Raw genomic sequence first — 17,472 nt, 5'->3', positions numbered from 1 at the left:
AAGCGCATGGGGAAAACTCTAGTGCAATTTACCTTGATGATGCCAGCGCCGCGAGCGCCCGCCATCGGAGCTATCCGCCGGTCACGGCGGCCCGTACCCGATCCTGATGATCGCGTTCCGATGACACTCGCTTGACGGGCGAAAAAAAGGGAGCCCGAAGGCTCCCTTTTCTGTTGGCGGAGTGGACGGGACTCGAACCCGCGACCCCCGGCGTGACAGGCCGGTATTCTAACCAACTGAACTACCACTCCGCGCTGACCTGCTACCGGCAGTTTTCTGCCGGTTTGCGCGCCGCCTCACGGCGACCCGCCTTGTTCTGGCGTCCCCACGGGGATTCGAACCCCGGTTACCGCCGTGAAAGGGCGATGTCCTAGGCCTCTAGACGATGGGGACATCGTCGCTTTCTTCGGTTGGTGGAGGTAAGCGGGATCGAACCGCTGACCTCTTGCATGCCATGCAAGCGCTCTCCCAGCTGAGCTATACCCCCACGAAAGAGCAGAGAACTATAGCGCTTGAATGATCGCACTGCAAGCACAGCTTGTTCGCCGATCCGACTCGATATGCACCAGCGAAAACACACCAAACTGCTGCCATAAAACTGGCGGAGTGGACGGGACTCGAACCCGCGACCCCCGGCGTGACAGGCCGGTATTCTAACCAACTGAACTACCACTCCGCGCTGACCTGCTACCGGCAGTTTTCTGCCGGTTTGCGCGCCGCCTCACGGCGACCCGCCTTGTTCTGGCGTCCCCACGGGGATTCGAACCCCGGTTACCGCCGTGAAAGGGCGATGTCCTAGGCCTCTAGACGATGGGGACATCGTCGCTTTCTTCGGTTGGTGGAGGTAAGCGGGATCGAACCGCTGACCTCTTGCATGCCATGCAAGCGCTCTCCCAGCTGAGCTATACCCCCTGGCCCGAAAGAGCGCGCATTATAGGGCTACCCAATAACACTGTAAACCCCGAATTGCGATTATCTTTGCATCTCACAGAACCTTGCCGGGATTCATCAAACCGCGCGGATCGATGCATTCCTTTATCGCCCGCATCAACTCCAGTTCGACTTCCGATTTGTAGCGCCGGACCTCGACGCGCTTGAGCTGGCCGAGGCCGTGCTCCGCGGATATCGAGCCCCCGAGCTGGTCGACGACATCGTGAACGAGGCGATTGACTTCCTCTGTTCTCGCGATGAAATGGGTGTTTTCCTGCGCGTTCGGTTTCGACAGGTTGTAGTGGAGGTTCCCGTCGCCGATATGGCCGAACGCAACGATGCGCGCATCGGGCCATACGGTCAGAAGGGCAGCGTCTGCCCGCTCGAGGAATTCCGGAATCCTGCTTAGCGGAACCGAAATATCGTGCTTGATGCTGACGCCTTCCAGCCGCTGCGCCTCGGAGACGTTTTCGCGCAACGCCCAGAGGGTTTCGGCCTGCGCCAGGCTCGAAGCGACCGCAGCATCGAGCACGAGCCCCTCGTCCATTGCTTCGGCCAGCGCCTGCTCGAGCATTTCCCCTAGCGGCGCATCGGCGGAAGCGTCCATCAACTCCACGAGCACCGCCCATGCGCCCGGGTCGGCGAGCGGCGATCGGGCACCGGGGAGATGCTTCAATACCAGATCGAGCGCCGGGCGCCCGACGATTTCGAACGCCGTCACCCGATCGCCTCCTGCATTCCTCAGCCGGGCGAGAAGCGTCACAGCTGCCGCGGGGTCGGCTATCGCAACCCAGGCCGTGGCGCGGCTGCGCATGCGGGGAAAGAGCTTCAGTGCCGCCGCGGTGACGATACCGAGCGTGCCTTCCGCGCCGATGAAAAGCTGCTTCAGATCATAGCCGGTGTTGTCCTTGCGCAATGCCCTCAACCCGTCCCATACGCGGCCGTCAGGCAGGACGACCTCGACGCCGAGCACCAGTTCTCGCATGTTGCCGTAACGCAGAACATGAACTCCGCCTGCGTTCGTGGATAAATTCCCGCCGATCTCGCAACTCCCCTCCGAAGCGAGCGACAGCGGGAAAAGCCGATCGACCGATGCCGCCTCCTGCTGGACGGCCGCAAGGGTGCAGCCGGCCTCGGCGATCAAAGCATTGTTGGCGGGATCGACCGCGCGAATGCGACTCATGCGTGACAGATTGATCACCACCGTCTGTCCGTCCGGCAATGGGGTCGCGCCGCCGCACAGGCCGGTATTTCCTCCCTGCGGGACCATCGCCACGTCCGCCGCTGCACAGGCCCGCACGACTGCCGCAACTTCGGCCGTTCCGGCGGGCTTGACGACCGCCAGCGCGGTTCCCGTATAGCGTCCGCGCCAGTCGGTCAGGTGGGGCGCCATCGACTCGGGGTCGGTGAGCACATGCGGCGCCCCGACGGCGGCCGCAAGCGCGCTTAGCAACTCGTTCATATCGGGCAACTCCGGTTCAACCATGCCCCAGGCAGTATCGCAACGTGGGCAGCATCCGTTCGACGGCCGCCTCTCCTTCGGCAATGGCCTCCGCGGCCCGATGAAAATCCATCGGCCCCAAGTGGCCCAGGCGCGGAGAAATCTGCACATCGGCCGGCTCGCCGGCAAGCCGGCTGCGCGCGATACGAACCTGCATGATGTTGATGCTGCTCGTGAGAACGGTCAGAAGCGAAGGCAGGTTTGCCTCACGCAACGGATTCTGACCGTTTCCCGGCTCACCGTTCCCGCCGCTGGCGAAAAAGCCCAGGCGTCCGAACAGGCGCTCCGTCCAGCCGATACCGGTTTCGGCTTCGGCCGGCACCGGACGCCAGGATTTTCCGATCATGTCCGACCCCAGATCGACCGCGATCACGACATCGGCTCCCATCGCGCGGCACAGGGAAACCGGCACCGGGTTGACGAGACCACCGTCCACGAGAAGGCGGCCATTATGGATGACCGGTGTGAACAGCCCGGGAAGCGCGATCGAGGCGCGCACAGCGGCCGAAACGCTTCCTTCCCGCAGCCAGATCTCCCGCCCGGTTTCCAGTTCGGTGGCGACGCACGCAAAGGAGCGCTGGAGTTCGGAAAAATCCCGATCGACGAAATTGCGTTCGAAAAACTGGATGAGTTTCTGTCCGCGGATCAGCCCGCCCCTGAGGCTGACGTCGAGCAGCGAAACGACATCCTGCCATTTCAGCGACTGTGCCCATTCGGCGAGCTTCGTGAGATCTCCCGCTGCCATCGCGGCGCCGACGAACGCTCCGATCGAACATCCGCAGATCACCTGCGGCTCGATTCCTTCGCGAGCCAGCGCCTGCAGGACGCCCAGGTGGGCCCAGCCTCGCGCCGCACCGCTGCCCAGAGCCAGACCGATGACCGGACTGCTGCCGGGCACGCACGGGAGCGCCGTTTCGTACATGGCGCTAGCAGGACATCACGGGAGTGGCCTGGCGTAAAGATCGTGCACGTCGCAGTCGGTGACGCGCACCTTGGCGAATTCGCCGGGCACGAGACCGTCGCCATCCGGGATGATGACCAGCCCGTCCACTTCGGGGGCATCGCTCCCCGAGCGGGCAACCGCGCCTTCATCGTCGACCTCCTCGACGAGCACGGTGATGTCGCGCCCGATCCAGCGTTCGAGGCGCTGCGTCGAGATGTCTTCCTGGAAATCCATCAGACGCATCCGCCGCTCCTCGCGAACCTCATCCGGCACGGGGTCGGCCAGCAGATTGGCGGCGGCGCCTTCGACAGGCGAATACGCGAATGCACCGACGCGGTCGAGCTGCGCCTCTTCGAGGAAACGGAGCAGCTGCTCGAAATCTTCATCCGTTTCACCGGGGAAGCCGGTAATGAACGTCGAGCGGATCGTCAGGTCGGGACAAATGCTGCGCCACTTGCGGATCCGTTCGAGGACGTTTTCGACATTCCCGGGACGCTTCATCGCCTTGAGGATGCGCGGACTGGCGTGCTGGAACGGCACATCCAGATACGGCAGGATCTTGCCTTCGGCCATCAGCGGAATCAGTTCGTCTACGCTCGGATAGGGATAGACGTAGTGCATCCGCACCCATACCCCGAGTTCGCCGAGCGCCTTCGCCAGGTCGATCAGCCTGGTCTTGAGCGGGCGGCCGTTCCAGAAGCCGGTGCGATATTTCATGTCGACACCATAAGCGCTGGTGTCCTGCGAGATCACGAGGAGTTCCTTCACGCCGGAATCGACGAGCGATTCGGCCTCGCGCATGACGTCATGGACCGGACGGCTGACGAGGTCGCCCCGCATCGACGGAATGATGCAGAAGCTGCAGCGGTGGTTGCAGCCCTCGGATATCTTGAGGTAGGCGTAATGAGCCGGGGTCAGCCGGATTCCCTGAGGTGGAATGAGGTCCGTAAAAGGATCGTGCGGTTTCGGCAGATGCTGGTGTACGGCCTTCACCACGGCGTCGGTGGCATGCGGACCCGTCACTGCCAGCACCTGGGGGTGGGCGGCAAGGATGACGTCGTCCTTGGCACCGAGGCATCCCGTGACGATCACCTTGCCATTTTCGGCGAGCGCCTCGCCGATGGCGTCGAGGGACTCCTCGACTGCGGCATCGATGAAACCGCAGGTATTGACGACGACGAGATCCGCGTCATCGTAGCTGCCGGAAAGGTCGTAGCCTTCGGCACGCAGGCGGGTCAGGATATGTTCGGAATCGACCGTGGCCTTGGGGCACCCGAGGGACACGAAGCCGACGCGCGGTACGCGCTGGGATTTCTGCTGGGTCATGCTCTCTGTTGCAACCCTCTGCGGCACACGATCGTGGCCGCGGGCGGGGTTCGCCTTATTTCTGGGCGGCGCGGCCGCCCTTGCCCGTGGGGTTTTCTGCCGGTGCATCGGTTCCGGTAGCCGTTTTTGCAGTCGTCTCGTCCTTGCCCGCAGGAGTGTAACTGGGGAACGGGAATCCGGTGAAGATGTTGCGGGTCTGGCTCTCGATCTGCTCCTGCATCTGCGAGAACATCTTCTTGCTCTGCTCGACGTAGGTACCCATCACGCTTTGCAGCGCTGGGCCCTGGAAATTCAGGAACTGTGCCCATAGGTCCTGGCTGATCGGGCTGTTCTCGCCATAGATGGCCTGCGCCTGTTCCTGCAGCTTTCCCTGCATTTCGGTAAAGGCCTTGATGTTGTTCTCGAGGTACTTCCCCATCATTCCCTGCGTTGCGTTGCCGTAGAAGCGGATCATGTGGGCAAGAAGATCGCTGGTGAACATCGGCGCGCCGCCGGCTTCTTCTTCGAGGATGATCTGGAGCAGGATGCTGCGCGTCAGGTCCTCAGTGGTTTTGGCATCGACCACCTGGAATTCTTCGCGGCTGAGCACCAGTTCCTTGACGTCGGCCAGCGTGATGTACGAACTGGTCCGGGTGTCGTACAAACGGCGATTCGGGTACTTCTTGATCAGGCGCGCTTGCTCGGCCATATTCGCTTTTCTCCTCGACGGCGGTCGATTCCGCTCTGTAAAAAAATTATACCGCGCTGCCGAAAGAAAAACCCCGCCATTCGGCGGGGGTTCACAATCGTCTACAGGCTTCGGATGCTGCATCAGCACATGTGGAGGCCGCCGTTGATGTTGATCGTCGCGCCGGTCACGTAACCGGCCAGATCGGAAGACAGGTAGGAGCACAGAGCGCCGATTTCTTCCGGCTTGCCCAGGCGCTTCATCGGGACGCTGTCGATGATGCCCTGGCGAATGTCTTCGCGAATCGCCATCACCATCTCGGTGCCGATATAGCCCGGCGCGATCGCATTGACGGTCACGCCTTTCGTCGCCAGTTCCGCGGCAAGGGCTTTCGTGAAGCCGAGCACGCCCGCCTTGGCAGTCGAGTAGTTGGTCTGGCCGGCCTGGCCCTTGACGCCGTTCACCGAAGAAATATTGATGATTCGGCCATAGCCCCGTTCTGCCATCTTCGGCGAAACGTGGTGAGTGACGTTGAAAAGGCTGTTGAGGTTGGTGTTGATGACCGCATCCCACTGCACCTTTTCCATCTTCGGGAAGAACTTGTCGCGGGTGATCCCGGCGTTGTTCACCAGCACATCGATCGCACCCACCTCGCCCTCGATCTTCGCCACCATCGCGCGACAGGAGTCATAGTCCGATACGTCGCCTTCGGCAGCGATGAAATCGAAGCCGAGCTCCTTCTGCCGTCCCAGCCACTCATCCTTCTGCGGAAAGCCGGGGAGACAATTGGCCACGACCTTCATTCCGTCCTTTGCCAGCGCCTGGCAGATAGCGGTACCCAGGCCACCCATGGCGCCGGTGACGAGTGCGACTTTCTGATTCATTTGCAATCCTCTTGCTGCAATTGGGTGATGAGGAATCGCAGGCAGTCGCGCCTTCGTCGGCTGCCCCGCTCTTCGGTTCACTGACAGGCGGCACCCGGGACGCGGGTACCACGAGCGGAAAGATTATAAGCACATTTGTTGCAGGATGCTGCAATGCAATAAGCAAAAACGGCGTGCTCCTGCTGCCGGAACACGCCGTCATCGAACCTTGCGGACCTTGCTCAGAACATGTGCTGACCGCCGTTGATCGAGATATTGGCGCCGGTGACGAAGGCCGCCTCCTCGGACGACAGGTAGGCCACCAGCCCCGCGATTTCTTCAGGCTTGCCCAGGCGCGCCACCGGGATCTGCGGCAGGATCTTGGTGTCCAGGATCTCCTGCGGGATCGCCATCACCATCTTGGTGCCGATGTATCCGGGCGAGATCGTGTTGACGGTCACGCCGGAACGAGCCACTTCCAGTGCCAGCGCTTTCGTGAACCCGTGCATCCCGGCCTTGGCCGCGGAATAGTTGGTCTGGCCGAACGCGCCCTTCTGTCCGTTGACCGATGACACGTTGATGACCCGACCCCACTTGCGCTCGACCATTCCGTCCATGACCTGCTTGGTCATGTTGAATACGCTGTCGAGGTTGGTCGAGATCACCGCATCCCAGTCCGCCTTGGTCATCTTGCGGAACGTCATGTCGCGGGTGATGCCGGCGTTATTGACCAGCACCTCCACCGGGCCAACCTCCTTCGTCACCGTTTCGACGCAGCTCCGGGCCGAATCGAAATCCGACACGTCGCAGGGAAAGGCGCGGAAACCGTAACCCATGTTGTTCATCGTCTGCAGCCACTCGCCGGCTTTGGTATTACCCGGTGAATGCGTGGTCACCACCCTGTAGCCCAGTGCCGCCAGCTTGATGCAGACCGCTTCGCCCAGGCCGCCCATGCCTCCCGTTACCAGTGCAACTCTTGCCATGTTCTGACTCCTCTCCCGTTTCGTCTCTCGAAGGGTCTGTAACAATGCCCGGCAGCGCCCCCCGTATCCGCTGCCGCGAGCTGATTCTTCTTGTCGGCTATCTTTCTTGTCGGTTATCGCGTCAGGCCTTTTCCTTCACGTACCGGCCCGGAGCCGGTTCGATCGGCGTGTACGTCGCATTGCCGATGCGCCCGCGTGCCGCAACCTGCTTGCCGCCGCGCAGCTTCAGCCATTCGATCCAGTGCAGCCACCAGCTGCCCTTGCGTTCGGCGGCACCCTCCAGCCATTCATCAGGGTCGGCAGCGGTGGACGGATTGACCCAGAAGCTGCGGCGATTCTTCGATGCGGGGTTGATGGCCCCGGCGATATGCCCGCTCGCGCCCAGCACGAAAGTCGTATCGCCCCCGAGCAGACCGCGCGACAGGTAGGCGCCTTTCCACGGCACGATGTGGTCCTCGCGCGTCGCGAGCAGGTAGGCCGGCACATCGACCTTGCCGAGATCGAGCTTGACGCCGAGCACTTTGAGCTTGCCCGGCACCCGGAGGTTGTTTTCGAGGTACATGTTGCGCAGGTACCACGTCAGGAACGGTCCCGGCAGGTTCGTGCTGTCCGAATTCCAGTACAGCAGGTCGAAGGGCGGTGGCGTGTTGCCCTTCAGATAATTGCCGACCACGTACTGCCAGATCAGGTCGTTGGCGCGCAGCGAGGAAAAGACGTTGGCAAGTTCCTGCCCCTTGAGCAGCCCGCCCTTGCCGATCGCCGCTTCACGCGCTGCGACGCTCGCTTCATCGACGAGACAGCCGAGTTCCCCGGCGTCGGCGAAATCGAGCAACGTCGTCATCAGCGTCACACTCTCGACCGGCTCCTCGCCGCGGCCTCGCGCGACCGCAAGAGCTGCGGACAGAATCGTGCCGCCGACGCAGAAACCGAGCACGTTGGGTTTTTTCACGCGCGTCACCGCGCGCACGACATCGAGCGAGGTCAGCACCCCCTTGTCGACGTAATCGTCCCACGTGAAGTGCCCGCCCTCGGCGCCGACGTTCTTCCACGACACGAGGAACACCGTGAAACCCTGCTCGACAGCGAAACGCACAAGAGAGTTTTCCGGCTGCAGATCCAGCACGTAATACTTGTTGATGCTCGGCGGAACGATCAGCAGCGGGACCTGCGCGACCTTGTCGGTGAGCGGCGCGTACTGGATCAGCTGAACGAGTTCGTTCTCGTGGATCACCGCGCCGGGCGTGACCGCCAGATTGCGGCCGACTTCGAACGCCGCCTCGTCGGTCATCGAAATGCGCCCTTTTTCGAGATCCGCGATCAGGTTCTTCAGCCCTTTCGTGATGCTTTCGCCCTTGGTCTCGAGTGCCGTCTTGATGAATTCGGGATTGGTTGCGGCGAAGTTCGACGGCGCCAGCGCGTCGATATACTGCCGCGTGAGAAACTGCACCCTCGACTTGGCCCGTCCATCGGCCATCGGCACCGCGTCGGAAACCTGCTTGAGGAATTGGGAGTTCAACAGGTACGCCTGCCGGACATAATCGAACACCGGACTCGACGCCCACTCCGGCGACGAAAACCGGCGGTCGCCGGGGGGCGGTTCGACGATCGGTGCCGCCTGCTCGCCGGGTTTGCGCTGCAACAGCGCAGACCACAGCGCCGCGTGCCGCTCGGCGAACTGCTGTTGCATGCGGCTGAGTTCCTCCGCTTCCGGCAACGGAAGCCGCTGGACCGTTGCGCCGGAGCTGTCTTGCATCGCGGCCTGCTGACGCCCCACGGCGTCGAAGAAGTTCTGCATCATGGCCTGGCCGAACTGCAGCATTCCCTGAGCTGCTGCGTTAGCCTGCTGCTTGTCTTCCGAATCAGACATCCGCCCCTCCTGAGGCATGGGTACGGGCCGCTGGCGGGCATATCCCGTCGACCCTGGTGGTGTACGCTCCTTCCCCCCTGCTTGCCGGGCATGCGGCCGCGGGCACAAGCCGGGTAGAATCGGCAATCATGTACATTGTCGCCATCGCCTGGTCATACGTGGTTCTGCTTGCTGCCCTTTCCGACACCACGGTGATTGGCGGCGTGCTCACTTTCATATTCTGGGGGGTGGGACCGCTAGCCCTTTTTCTCTGGCTGTCCGGAACCCCGGCACGGCGTCGGAGCGCACGCAAGAGCCGCGGCGACGAAGAGACAGGTGCCAACGATAGAGCCGATTCCACCCTCGATCAATAGTACCGATCATGCGTCCGGCCTAAGGTGCCAACCATACCATTGACACAAAGCGCCCAGTGATACCCTCCCTCCGGTAGGAAAAAAAACGTTCCCGGCCGGCATAAGTGCAGATGTCGCCGCCGTACGTGCGTGAGACGTCGAGCCGGGCCAGACGCAGGCGCGCGAGCAGGAAGAGATCGGCCATCCACTTGCCGGCCTCGGCGGCACGTCGAAAGGCGATCGCAGTGGCTGGATCGGCCGCGACGAATACCTCGCGAACCTCGTCGCCAACCTCGAAAGCTGCTGGCCCGATCGCCGGCCCCAGCCATGCCATCACCGTCGCAGCCGGTACGTCCATGCGTGCCAGCGTCGCATCCAGCACCCCTGCGGCAAGACCGCGCCAGCCCGCGTGGGCCGCTGCGACGACGCTGCCTTCGTCATTGCAGAAGAGCACCGGGAGACAATCGGCCGTCATCACGGCGCATACCGCGCCGGCCCGCCTGGCGACTGACGCATCGGCGCGGGCCGGGATGCCGATGCGATCGGCGTCGGCGACCGCCACGCCGTGCACCTGATCGAGCCACGCCGGCTCATCGGGCAGGCACTGCCGAAGCAGGGCCCGATTGCGGCGCACGTCGGCGACCGAATCACCGACGTGCAGGCCAAGATTCATGCTCGCGTACGGCCCCGTGCTGACCCCACCGTGGCGCGTCGTCACGAGCCCGCGCACGCGCGGCGGGGCCGGCCAGTCCGGCTCGATCCAGTCCTCCGTCACGATGCGGATTCCTCGCGCAGGCTCGCCAGCAGCGCTTCGAAATCCTCGGGGAGCGGCGATTCCCAAGTCATCTCGGCGCCGCTCGCCGGATGCAGCAGGCCGAGCCGGAAAGCATGCAGCGCCTGCCGCGCGAACGCGTCGAGCACCGGACTGCCGCTGCGGCGCAATCCATAGGTCGCGTCGCCGACCAGTGGATGGCCGATGTACGCCATGTGAACGCGGATCTGATGCGTACGCCCGGTTTCGAGCTGGCACTCGACGAGGGTCACGCGTGCGAAGCGCTCCCGCGGGCGATAGCGGGTCACCGCGGCTCGCCCCGACTGCACGACCGCCATCCGCGTGCGCTGGGTCGGGTGGCGGCCAATCGGCGCCTCGACCATGCCCGCTCCCGCGACGGCGCGGTGCACCAGCGCAAGGTAGTGGCGCCTGACGGTGCGCGCCTGCAACTGGCGCACGAGGGCAGTCTGGCTTTCCAGCGTTTTCGCGACGACCAGCAGGCCGCTGGTGTCCTTGTCGAGCCGGTGGACGATGCCGGCCCGCGGCACGGCCGCCAGTTGCGGGGCGTGATGCAGCAGCGCGTTCAGGAGCGTGCCGCTCCAGTTTCCGCTGCCGGGGTGGACCACCAGCCCGACCGGCTTGTCGATGACCAGGATTTCCTCGTCTTCGTGCACCACCACGAGCGGAATGTCTTCGGGCGCTTCGGCAGCGGCTTCGGGCGGCGGAGCTGCGTCGACTTCGAGCGACTCCCCGCCCCAGACCTTGAACTTGGCATCCGGCTGGTCGCCGTCGAGGCTCACCCGGCCGGACTTCAGCCACCCCTGCAGGCGGCTGCGCGAATGAGACGGAAACAGCCGCGCCAGCGCCTGGTCGACCCGCAACCCGGCGCAGTCGGCCGGAATCGTCAAGCGGTGGTGCAAAGGCGCCGCATCCTGTGGGCTATAATCGTCCGGTTCATTCACGCGAGTCTTTTTGATGGCCAGGGTCACTTTTCGAAGTTTAGCGGTTATCGCCGCGCTGCTGCTTGGTGGTTGCGGTTCGATGCCCGAACAGATCGACGAGACGGCGGGCTGGAACGCGCAGCGTCTCTACTCCGAAGCCAAGACCTTCATGAACGAAGGGGCATACGAGCAGGCGATCAAGCTCTTCGAAAAACTCGAAGCACGCTATCCGTACGGGCGCTATGCGCAGCAGGCCCAGATCGAGGTCGCATACGCCCAGTACAAGTCGGGCGAACCGGCGCTCGCGATCGCCGCCGCGGACCGCTTCATCAAGCTTCATCCGAATCATCCGAATGCCGATTACGCCTACTATCTGAAAGGCCTCGCGACGTTCAACGAAGACCTCGGGCTGCTCGCCGGACTGTCCAACCAGGATCTTTCCGAGCGCGACCCGAAAGGCGCACAGGAGTCGTTCGACACGTTCGGCCAGCTCGTGAAGCGTTTCCCGGAAAGCCGCTACGCCGAAGACGCAGGCCAGCGGATGCAATATCTCGTCAATTCGCTCGCCGCCCATGAAGTGCACGTCGCACGTTACTACTACCGCCGTGGCGCCTACGTCGCCGCGGTCAACCGCGCCAGGACGGCGCTCGAGACCTATCCCCAGGCGCCTGCCGCCGAAGAAGCGCTGTTCGTGCTGGTGAAAAGCTACGACACGCTCGGCATGACCGAGCTGCGCGACGACGCCGACCGCGTGATGCGCAAGAACTTCCCGAACAGCGTCTATTTCGCCGGCGGGCCGAAGGACACCCGGCCCTGGTGGCAGCTCTGGTAAGCACCGCGGCGGGCCGGAACACCGGGCTCGGAGACGTTCGGCCTGCCGCAAATCGACCTTCCCCTCGTCAGCTCCGGCCGTACGTATCCTCGAAGCGCACGATGTCGTCTTCGCCCAGGTAACTTCCCGACTGCACCTCGATCATCTCCAGCAGCATCTTTCCCGGGTTTTCGAGACGATGCGTGACGCCGAGCGGGATGTAGGTCGACTGGTTCTCGGATAGCAGAAAAGTTTCGTCGCCGCGCGTGACTCTCGCGGTGCCGCGCACGACGATCCAGTGTTCCGCCCGGTGATGGTGCATCTGCAGGCTCAGCGAGGCGCCCGGCTTGACCTCGATGTGCTTGACCTGGAAACGGCCGCCGGTGTCGATCGAGTCGTAGCAGCCCCACGGCCGGTGTATCTTGCGGTGTGCCAGCGCCTGCGGGCGGCTGTCGGACTTGAGCCGCGCGACGATCTTCTTGACGTCCTGCGTCTGGTCCTTGCGCGCGACCATCACCGCGTCAGGCGTTTCGACGATCACCAGTTCCTCGACGCCGAGGCACACGACCATGCGGCTCGTCGCATGGACGAGACTCCCAGTCGTGCCTTCGAACATCACGTCGCCGCGTCCGGAATTGCCGTCGTCGTCCTTGTCGGCGAGCGTCCACAGCGCGTCCCAGGCGCCGACATCCGACCACCCGACCGACATCGGCACGACTTGCGGCGCAATGCCCAGCTCCGGCGTCGCCGCGAGCTTCTCCATGACTGCGTAGTCGATCGAATCCGACGGACAGGCCTGGAACGCCTCGCAACCGACCCTGACGAAGTCGGCATCACGGCCGGCCGTCTCGAGCGCCGATTCGCACGCTGCCAGCATTTCCGGATTGAAATGCCCGAGCGCCTTCAGCCACACGCCGGCCTTGACCATGAACAGGCCGCTGTTCCACAGGTACGCGCCGCTCGCGACATACTCGGCCGCCGTCCCGGCGTCGGGTTTCTCGACGAAGGACGCGACTGCGTGAATGCCGGGACTAGCTTCGGCGCCAACGCGGATGTAGCCGTAGCCCGTTTCGGCGCGCTCCGGCACGATGCCGAACGTCACCATCGCGCCGGCCAGCGCCGCTTCGATGCCAATGTCGATTGCCCGGTGGAAAGCCTCACGGTCACGGATGACGTGATCGGCCGGCATCACGAGCAAGACCCCATCGTCGCTGTCGCGCCGCACCGTCAGCGCGGCAAGCGTCAGTGCCGGCGCGGTATTGCGTCCGACGGGCTCGAGCAGGATGTGGTTCGTCGGGCACCCTGCCGCCCGCATCTGCTCGGCGGTGATGAAGCGGTATTCCTCGTTGCACACGACCAGCGGCTGGTCGGAAACCGGCAGGCCTCCGGAAAAACCGGCGAGGCGAAGCGCCGTCTGCTGCAGCATCGTGTCGTCGCCGATCAGCGCCAGCAGCTGTTTCGGATACTGTTCGCGGGACAATGGCCACAGTCGCGTGCCGGAGCCGCCGGAGAGGATAACGGGGTGAAGTTTCATTGCGGGATCCGTCGAGATTCGGTAGGAACCGGCGTGCGCGCACGCCGGAGTCGGGTACAGGCACTGCCCGGCTCGCGCGAGGATACGATAAAAACCCGTCTGCCATTTCGGCCGACTGCAAGAGAGTGTGATCCCGCGCACCGAAAAGTGCCCGCTCGCCGCCGCCCGACGTCCCCTGCGGCACGGCGAACCGGCCGGGGAAACCGTCAACTTCCCCGCATGCGACAAATCTCGCCTTCGAGTCCGTAGAGCTTGACCTTCTGGTACAGCGTGCTCTTCGCGATATCGAGTTCGCGAGCGGCGCGCGTGAGATTGCCGCGCGTCGTGGCGATCGCGCGACGGATCAGCTCTGCTTCGCCCTGTGCGATGCTGCTTACGGACGCAACTGCACGGGCCTCGCGTCCCGCGGAAGGCGGGAGACCCGCTGTGTCGGCCTCCGCGCCGGACATCAGCTCCGGCGGCAGCGCGTCGAGGCCGACGCATTCCTGGTCGCTCATCAGCAGCATGCTCTCGATGACGTTGCGCAGCTCCCGCACGTTGCCCGGCCAGGCATAGTTTTCGAGATGCACGAGCAGCTCGTTGTCGAGCCGCCGCGGCCCGAGGTCATGCTGCTTGCAGAAGCGCTCGACGAAATGCTCTGCCAGCGCGCGCACGTCGCCGCAGCGCTCGCGCAGCGGCGGAATGCGCACCGACGTCACTGCGACGCGATAGTAGAAGTCCATGCGGAAGCGCCCGTCGGCGACCTCCTTGCGCAGGTCGCGGTGAGTTGCCGCGATGAGGCGGAAATTGACCTTGCGCGGCACATTCTCGCCGAGCCGGTAGATTTCGCTCTGTTCGAGCACGCGCAACAGATGCGGCTGCAGGTCGAGCGGCATCTCGCCGATCTCGTCGAGGAACAGCGTGCCGCCGTTCGCGGCCTCGATCTTGCCGACGAGGCCGCCGCGGCGGGCACCGGTGAACGCGCCGTCGACATAACCGAACAGTTCGCTTGCGAGCAGTTCGCGCGTCAGGCCGCCGCAGTTCAGCGCGACGTAGGGACCATCGCGGAACGGGCTCGCCTTGTGCAGTCCCTGCGCAAACTCCTCCTTGCCGGCCCCGGTCTCGCCGAGCAGCAGCACCGGCACTTTCGAGCGCGCCAGCTGGTCGGCTTTGCGCACCGCTTCGCGCAGCCCCGGGTCGCGCGTGACGATCGTCGCGAAGCCCGCGGGGAGGTTCGCCTCCCGGTGCGCAGGTTCATGCGACAAGTCCCGTGCGCCCTCGCCCGACACAGCGCGCCCGAGGCGTGGCAGCGGCACGACGAGCAGCGTTCCGAGCCGCTGGCCGCGGCTATCGACCACCGGCTCGAGCCATTCCCGCTGCAGCCACGCCGGCAGCGCGGAGTCCTGCCGCAATTGTCCGTGCTCGTCGATCGCCATCTCCAGCATGCGACGCGGCCTGGCGAGATCGACTTCGGCGCCCAGGGCCGACATCGCCGCCTGCGCGATCTCGTTCATTTTGACCGGATACCCGCGGCGGTCGAACAGCACCAGCCCGGCCATCGCCCCCGACCAGCGCGGCAACGATGCATCGAGCAGCACGTAGCGCCGCTCCATCTCGCGCATCGCGATCTTGCTCTCGATGCGACTGGCAGTCGTCACGACCAGTGCGAGACTTTGCCGGCTGTAGCTTTCCGATAATCCCGAGACATCGACGACGCCGATGATCTCGCCATCGTGCGGATGGCGGATCACGGTTGCCGAGCACGTCCAGCGCTTTATGCCGGCGCAGTAATGCTCGGCTGAATGGATCTGCACCGGTTCCCCGACGGCGAGCGCCGTACCGATCGCGTTCGTGCCGCAAACTCGCTCGGTCCAGGACACGCCGGGAATCAGGTGGATGCTTTCGGCGACACCGAGCGTCGGGTCGTCGCCTTCCGTCGACAGGATCGTGCAGCTCGTGTCCGCGAGCACCATCATCGTGCCGGTTTCGGCGAGAAAATCCCGTGCACAGGCCATGATCGGCGCGCTCGCTTCGAGCAGTTCGCTGTTGTGCTGCTTGAGCGAGAAGAGCGTCGATTCCTCGACCGGCGGCGGGGCGCTGCACTTGTCCGGGTCGACATTCTGCTGCTGGCAGCGCTGCCACGATCCGTCGATGAGTGTGCGCAGCGAATCGGTGGGTCGGCCCCCGTCGAGAAAGCGTTCCCACGCCGCCATCACTGCAGTGTCGTTGCGAGGGTCGGAAAATATCTGCCCTTCCGGCATCCGTGTCATCAAGTCTCCTCCTCGGGCGTGCTTCGCGGCGGGCCGAGGCAAGCACGGCCGTTGGATGAAGTCTTTGGATTCTGCCCGCGAAGGCCCATCGAACGCGTTTTGGATGGTCAGCTCTGCGGCTGATCGGAAGCCGCAACACCAGCCTCCGTTGCGGCCTTAGCAGAATAGCAAAATCGATGCCATGAGACACATCAAAGGAAACATCTCTTCACACTCTAATGGCCAGACACTCCGCGGCGGAGCGTCCGAGAGGCGAAACTGCTGACCGTCCGGATTCCGGACGGTCAGCGTCGGACGGCGTCCGGAAATCGAACGGACGCACGTCCGGGCGGCTGCAGCGACCTCGGCCAGCAACAGGCGCCGGGCAGCCGCGCCGCGGAGAATTACGGGCGAACTCCCCGTTCAGCTGATCACCATCTCATCGACGTCGACCGGCGCACCGGTTTGCGCGAGGACGTTCTCGATTCCGACTCCCGGCGCGACTTCCCGCAACCGCAGCCCGCGCGGCGTGACATCGAGTACGCACAGGTCGGTGATGATGCGGTTCACGACGCCTGCTCCCGTCAGCGGCAGCTCGCAGCGACGCAATATCTTCGGCTCGCCGCCCTTGCTGCAGTGCTCCATCATTACCACCACGCGACGCACTCCGGCCACCAGGTCCATCGCCCCGCCCATGCCTTTGACCAGCTTGCCCGGGATCATCCAGTTGGCGAGGTCGCCGTGCTCGCTGACCTGCATCGCGCCGAGGATCGCCAGATCGATATGGCCGCCGCGGATCATGGCGAAGGAGTCGGCGCTGCTGAAGAGGCTGCTGCCGGCGAGCGTCGTGACGGTCTGCTTTCCGGCGTTGATGAGATCGGCGTCGACCTCGGCGTCGGTCGGAAACGGCCCGATGCCGAGCAGGCCGTTTTCCGACTGAAGCCACACGTCCATGCCGGGGGGAATATGATTCGCGACCAGCGTCGGCATGCCGATGCCGAGGTTCACGTAGTAACCGTCGCGCAGCTCCTGCGCCGCGCGGCGGGCCATCTCGTTGCGTGTCCAGGCCATGGTCATCCCTCTCTCACGGTGCGTTGTTCGATGTGTTTCGTCGGGCGCGAATTGACGACGATGCGCTGGACGAAGATGCCGGGAGTGTGGATGTGATCGGGATCGAGCGTGCCGGTGTCCACCAGTTCCTCGACTTCCGCAACGGTGATGCGCCCGGCAGTGGCGACCACCGGATTGAAGTTGCGCGCGGTCTTGCGATAGACGAGGTTGCCCGCCCGGTCGGCCTTCCACGCCTTGACGAGCGCGACGTCGGCCGTGAGCGAACGCTCAAGCAGGTAGCGCTTACCATCGATGTCGCGCTCCTCCTTGCCTTCCGCGACGAGGGTGCCGACGCCGGTGCGGGTGTAGAACGCGGGAATGCCGGCTCCCCCGGCGCGCAGCTTCTCGGCGAGCGTGCCCTGCGGCGTGAGCTCGACTTCGAGTTCGCCGGCGAGCAGCTGACGCTCGAACTCGGCGTTCTCGCCGACGTAGGACGCGACCATCTTGCGGATCTGCCGCGTCTCGAGCAGCAGGCCGAGGCCGATGCCGTCGACGCCTGCGTTGTTGCTGATCACGGTCAGGTCCTTGACCTTTGCGTCGCGCAGGCCGTGGATCAGCTGCTCGGGGATGCCGCACAGGCCGAAGCCTCCGACCGCGACGGTCTGGCCGTCCCGTACGACGTCGGCCAGCGCGGAACCGGCGTCGGGATACACTTTGCTCATAA

General features: G+C 64.2%; 15 protein-coding genes and 6 tRNA genes. 2 read left to right on the top strand and 19 right to left on the bottom strand.

Annotated elements, in window-relative coordinates; translation table 11 throughout:
* Positions 1 to 174 precede the first annotated feature (174 nt).
* The 13 genes from EBN1_RS13355 to EBN1_RS13295 all read right to left on the bottom strand — a co-directional run bounded on the left by EBN1_RS13355 (position 175) and on the right by EBN1_RS13295 (position 9,080).
* Positions 175 to 251: transfer RNA gene (locus EBN1_RS13355), tRNA-Asp, on the bottom strand.
* A 66-nt stretch (positions 252 to 317) separates the two neighbouring features.
* A tRNA-Glu gene (locus EBN1_RS13350) sits at positions 318 to 393 on the bottom strand.
* Positions 394 to 411: 18 nt separating this feature from the next.
* A tRNA-Ala gene (locus EBN1_RS13345) sits at positions 412 to 487 on the bottom strand.
* Between the two features lie 112 nt (positions 488 to 599).
* Positions 600 to 676 (bottom strand) — tRNA-Asp (locus EBN1_RS13340).
* A gap of 66 nt (positions 677 to 742) precedes the next feature.
* Positions 743 to 818, bottom strand: a tRNA-Glu gene (locus tag EBN1_RS13335).
* 18 nt (positions 819 to 836) lie between these two features.
* Positions 837 to 912, bottom strand: a tRNA-Ala gene (locus tag EBN1_RS13330).
* A 73-nt stretch (positions 913 to 985) separates the two neighbouring features.
* On the bottom strand, positions 986 to 2,392 hold the full coding sequence (locus EBN1_RS13325) for an FAD-binding oxidoreductase (protein ID WP_011238486.1): 1,407 nt from the start codon (positions 2,390 to 2,392) through the stop codon (positions 986 to 988).
* Positions 2,393 to 2,408: 16 nt separating this feature from the next.
* Positions 2,409 to 3,353 (bottom strand): patatin-like phospholipase RssA, encoded by a 945-nt coding sequence (gene rssA, locus EBN1_RS13320; protein WP_011238485.1) that lies wholly within the window; start codon positions 3,351 to 3,353, stop codon positions 2,409 to 2,411.
* A 15-nt stretch (positions 3,354 to 3,368) separates the two neighbouring features.
* Positions 3,369 to 4,700, bottom strand: a complete 1,332-nt coding sequence (rimO, locus tag EBN1_RS13315; protein WP_011238484.1) for a 30S ribosomal protein S12 methylthiotransferase RimO — start codon at positions 4,698 to 4,700, stop codon at positions 3,369 to 3,371.
* A gap of 55 nt (positions 4,701 to 4,755) precedes the next feature.
* Positions 4,756 to 5,388 (bottom strand): polyhydroxyalkanoate synthesis repressor PhaR, encoded by a 633-nt coding sequence (gene phaR / locus EBN1_RS13310; RefSeq protein WP_011238483.1) that lies wholly within the window; start codon positions 5,386 to 5,388, stop codon positions 4,756 to 4,758.
* 122 nt (positions 5,389 to 5,510) lie between these two features.
* Entirely contained in the window at positions 5,511 to 6,251 is a 741-nt protein-coding gene (gene phbB / locus EBN1_RS13305; RefSeq protein ID WP_011238482.1) for a beta-ketoacyl-ACP reductase, read from the bottom strand.
* 221 nt (positions 6,252 to 6,472) lie between these two features.
* Positions 6,473 to 7,213, bottom strand: coding sequence for an acetoacetyl-CoA reductase (gene phbB / locus EBN1_RS13300; protein WP_011238480.1), 741 nt, complete (start codon positions 7,211 to 7,213; stop codon positions 6,473 to 6,475).
* Between the two features lie 121 nt (positions 7,214 to 7,334).
* Complete coding sequence (locus EBN1_RS13295) at positions 7,335 to 9,080, bottom strand: PHA/PHB synthase family protein (RefSeq protein WP_011238479.1); 1,746 nt, start codon at positions 9,078 to 9,080, stop codon at positions 7,335 to 7,337.
* 128 nt (positions 9,081 to 9,208) lie between these two features.
* Between EBN1_RS13295 and EBN1_RS22985 the strand changes: the two genes are divergently transcribed.
* The gene (locus tag EBN1_RS22985; protein ID WP_011238478.1) at positions 9,209 to 9,433 is read left to right on the top strand and encodes a hypothetical protein; all 225 of its coding nucleotides are present in this window, start codon (positions 9,209 to 9,211) and stop codon (positions 9,431 to 9,433) included.
* Positions 9,434 to 9,452: 19 nt separating this feature from the next.
* Here the strand turns inward: EBN1_RS22985 and pgeF are convergent, their stop codons facing one another.
* Both pgeF and rluD read right to left on the bottom strand, forming a co-directional pair.
* Positions 9,453 to 10,187 (bottom strand): peptidoglycan editing factor PgeF, encoded by a 735-nt coding sequence (gene pgeF / locus EBN1_RS13285; RefSeq protein ID WP_011238477.1) that lies wholly within the window; start codon positions 10,185 to 10,187, stop codon positions 9,453 to 9,455.
* Entirely contained in the window at positions 10,184 to 11,146 is a 963-nt protein-coding gene (rluD, locus tag EBN1_RS13280; protein ID WP_241762730.1) for a 23S rRNA pseudouridine(1911/1915/1917) synthase RluD, read from the bottom strand. The genes pgeF and rluD overlap by 4 nt, the downstream gene beginning before the upstream one ends.
* Positions 11,147 to 11,159: 13 nt before the next feature.
* On the opposite strand from rluD, the gene EBN1_RS13275 reads away from it, so the two are divergent.
* The gene (locus tag EBN1_RS13275) at positions 11,160 to 11,957 is read left to right on the top strand and encodes an outer membrane protein assembly factor BamD (protein WP_011238475.1); all 798 of its coding nucleotides are present in this window, start codon (positions 11,160 to 11,162) and stop codon (positions 11,955 to 11,957) included.
* 67 nt (positions 11,958 to 12,024) lie between these two features.
* On the opposite strand, the gene EBN1_RS13270 is transcribed toward EBN1_RS13275, so the two are convergent.
* From EBN1_RS13270 to EBN1_RS13255, 4 genes are all read right to left on the bottom strand, one after another.
* Complete coding sequence (locus EBN1_RS13270) at positions 12,025 to 13,470, bottom strand: mannose-1-phosphate guanylyltransferase/mannose-6-phosphate isomerase (RefSeq protein WP_041646363.1); 1,446 nt, start codon at positions 13,468 to 13,470, stop codon at positions 12,025 to 12,027.
* A gap of 206 nt (positions 13,471 to 13,676) precedes the next feature.
* Positions 13,677 to 15,719 (bottom strand): sigma-54-dependent Fis family transcriptional regulator, encoded by a 2,043-nt coding sequence (locus EBN1_RS13265; RefSeq protein ID WP_011238473.1) that lies wholly within the window; start codon positions 15,717 to 15,719, stop codon positions 13,677 to 13,679.
* A 402-nt stretch (positions 15,720 to 16,121) separates the two neighbouring features.
* Positions 16,122 to 16,775: a CoA transferase subunit B gene (locus EBN1_RS13260; RefSeq protein ID WP_277813111.1), complete on the bottom strand. Its 654-nt coding sequence runs from the start codon at positions 16,773 to 16,775 to the stop codon at positions 16,122 to 16,124.
* On the bottom strand, positions 16,772 to 17,470 hold the full coding sequence (locus EBN1_RS13255) for a CoA transferase subunit A (RefSeq protein ID WP_011238470.1): 699 nt from the start codon (positions 17,468 to 17,470) through the stop codon (positions 16,772 to 16,774). The genes EBN1_RS13260 and EBN1_RS13255 overlap by 4 nt, the downstream gene beginning before the upstream one ends.
* Positions 17,471 to 17,472 lie beyond the last annotated feature (2 nt).

Origin of the sequence: Aromatoleum aromaticum EbN1, assembly GCF_000025965.1 — a bacterium.
GTDB lineage: Bacteria > Pseudomonadota > Gammaproteobacteria > Burkholderiales > Rhodocyclaceae > Aromatoleum > Aromatoleum aromaticum.
This window is presented reverse-complemented; position numbering and strand designations above follow the sequence as displayed.

What these genes read in the sequence shown, in the direction of transcription:
- EBN1_RS13325 (WP_011238486.1), bottom strand. Translation starts at nt 2,392, where the DNA reads ATGAACGAGTTGCTAAGCGCGCTTGCGGCCGCCGTCGGGGCGCCGCAT.
- rssA (WP_011238485.1), bottom strand. Translation starts at nt 3,353, where the DNA reads ATGTACGAAACGGCGCTCCCGTGCGTGCCCGGCAGCAGTCCGGTCATC.
- rimO (WP_011238484.1), bottom strand. Translation starts at nt 4,700, where the DNA reads ATGACCCAGCAGAAATCCCAGCGCGTACCGCGCGTCGGCTTCGTGTCC.
- phaR (WP_011238483.1), bottom strand. Translation starts at nt 5,388, where the DNA reads ATGGCCGAGCAAGCGCGCCTGATCAAGAAGTACCCGAATCGCCGTTTG.
- phbB (WP_011238482.1), bottom strand. Translation starts at nt 6,251, where the DNA reads ATGAATCAGAAAGTCGCACTCGTCACCGGCGCCATGGGTGGCCTGGGT.
- phbB (WP_011238480.1), bottom strand. Translation starts at nt 7,213, where the DNA reads ATGGCAAGAGTTGCACTGGTAACGGGAGGCATGGGCGGCCTGGGCGAA.
- EBN1_RS13295 (WP_011238479.1), bottom strand. Translation starts at nt 9,080, where the DNA reads ATGTCTGATTCGGAAGACAAGCAGCAGGCTAACGCAGCAGCTCAGGGA.
- EBN1_RS22985 (WP_011238478.1), top strand. Translation starts at nt 9,209, where the DNA reads ATGTACATTGTCGCCATCGCCTGGTCATACGTGGTTCTGCTTGCTGCC.
- EBN1_RS13275 (WP_011238475.1), top strand. Translation starts at nt 11,160, where the DNA reads ATGGCCAGGGTCACTTTTCGAAGTTTAGCGGTTATCGCCGCGCTGCTG.
- EBN1_RS13270 (WP_041646363.1), bottom strand. Translation starts at nt 13,470, where the DNA reads ATGAAACTTCACCCCGTTATCCTCTCCGGCGGCTCCGGCACGCGACTG.
- EBN1_RS13265 (WP_011238473.1), bottom strand. Translation starts at nt 15,719, where the DNA reads ATGACACGGATGCCGGAAGGGCAGATATTTTCCGACCCTCGCAACGAC.
- EBN1_RS13260 (WP_277813111.1), bottom strand. Translation starts at nt 16,775, where the DNA reads ATGACCATGGCCTGGACACGCAACGAGATGGCCCGCCGCGCGGCGCAG.
- EBN1_RS13255 (WP_011238470.1), bottom strand. Translation starts at nt 17,470, where the DNA reads ATGAGCAAAGTGTATCCCGACGCCGGTTCCGCGCTGGCCGACGTCGTA.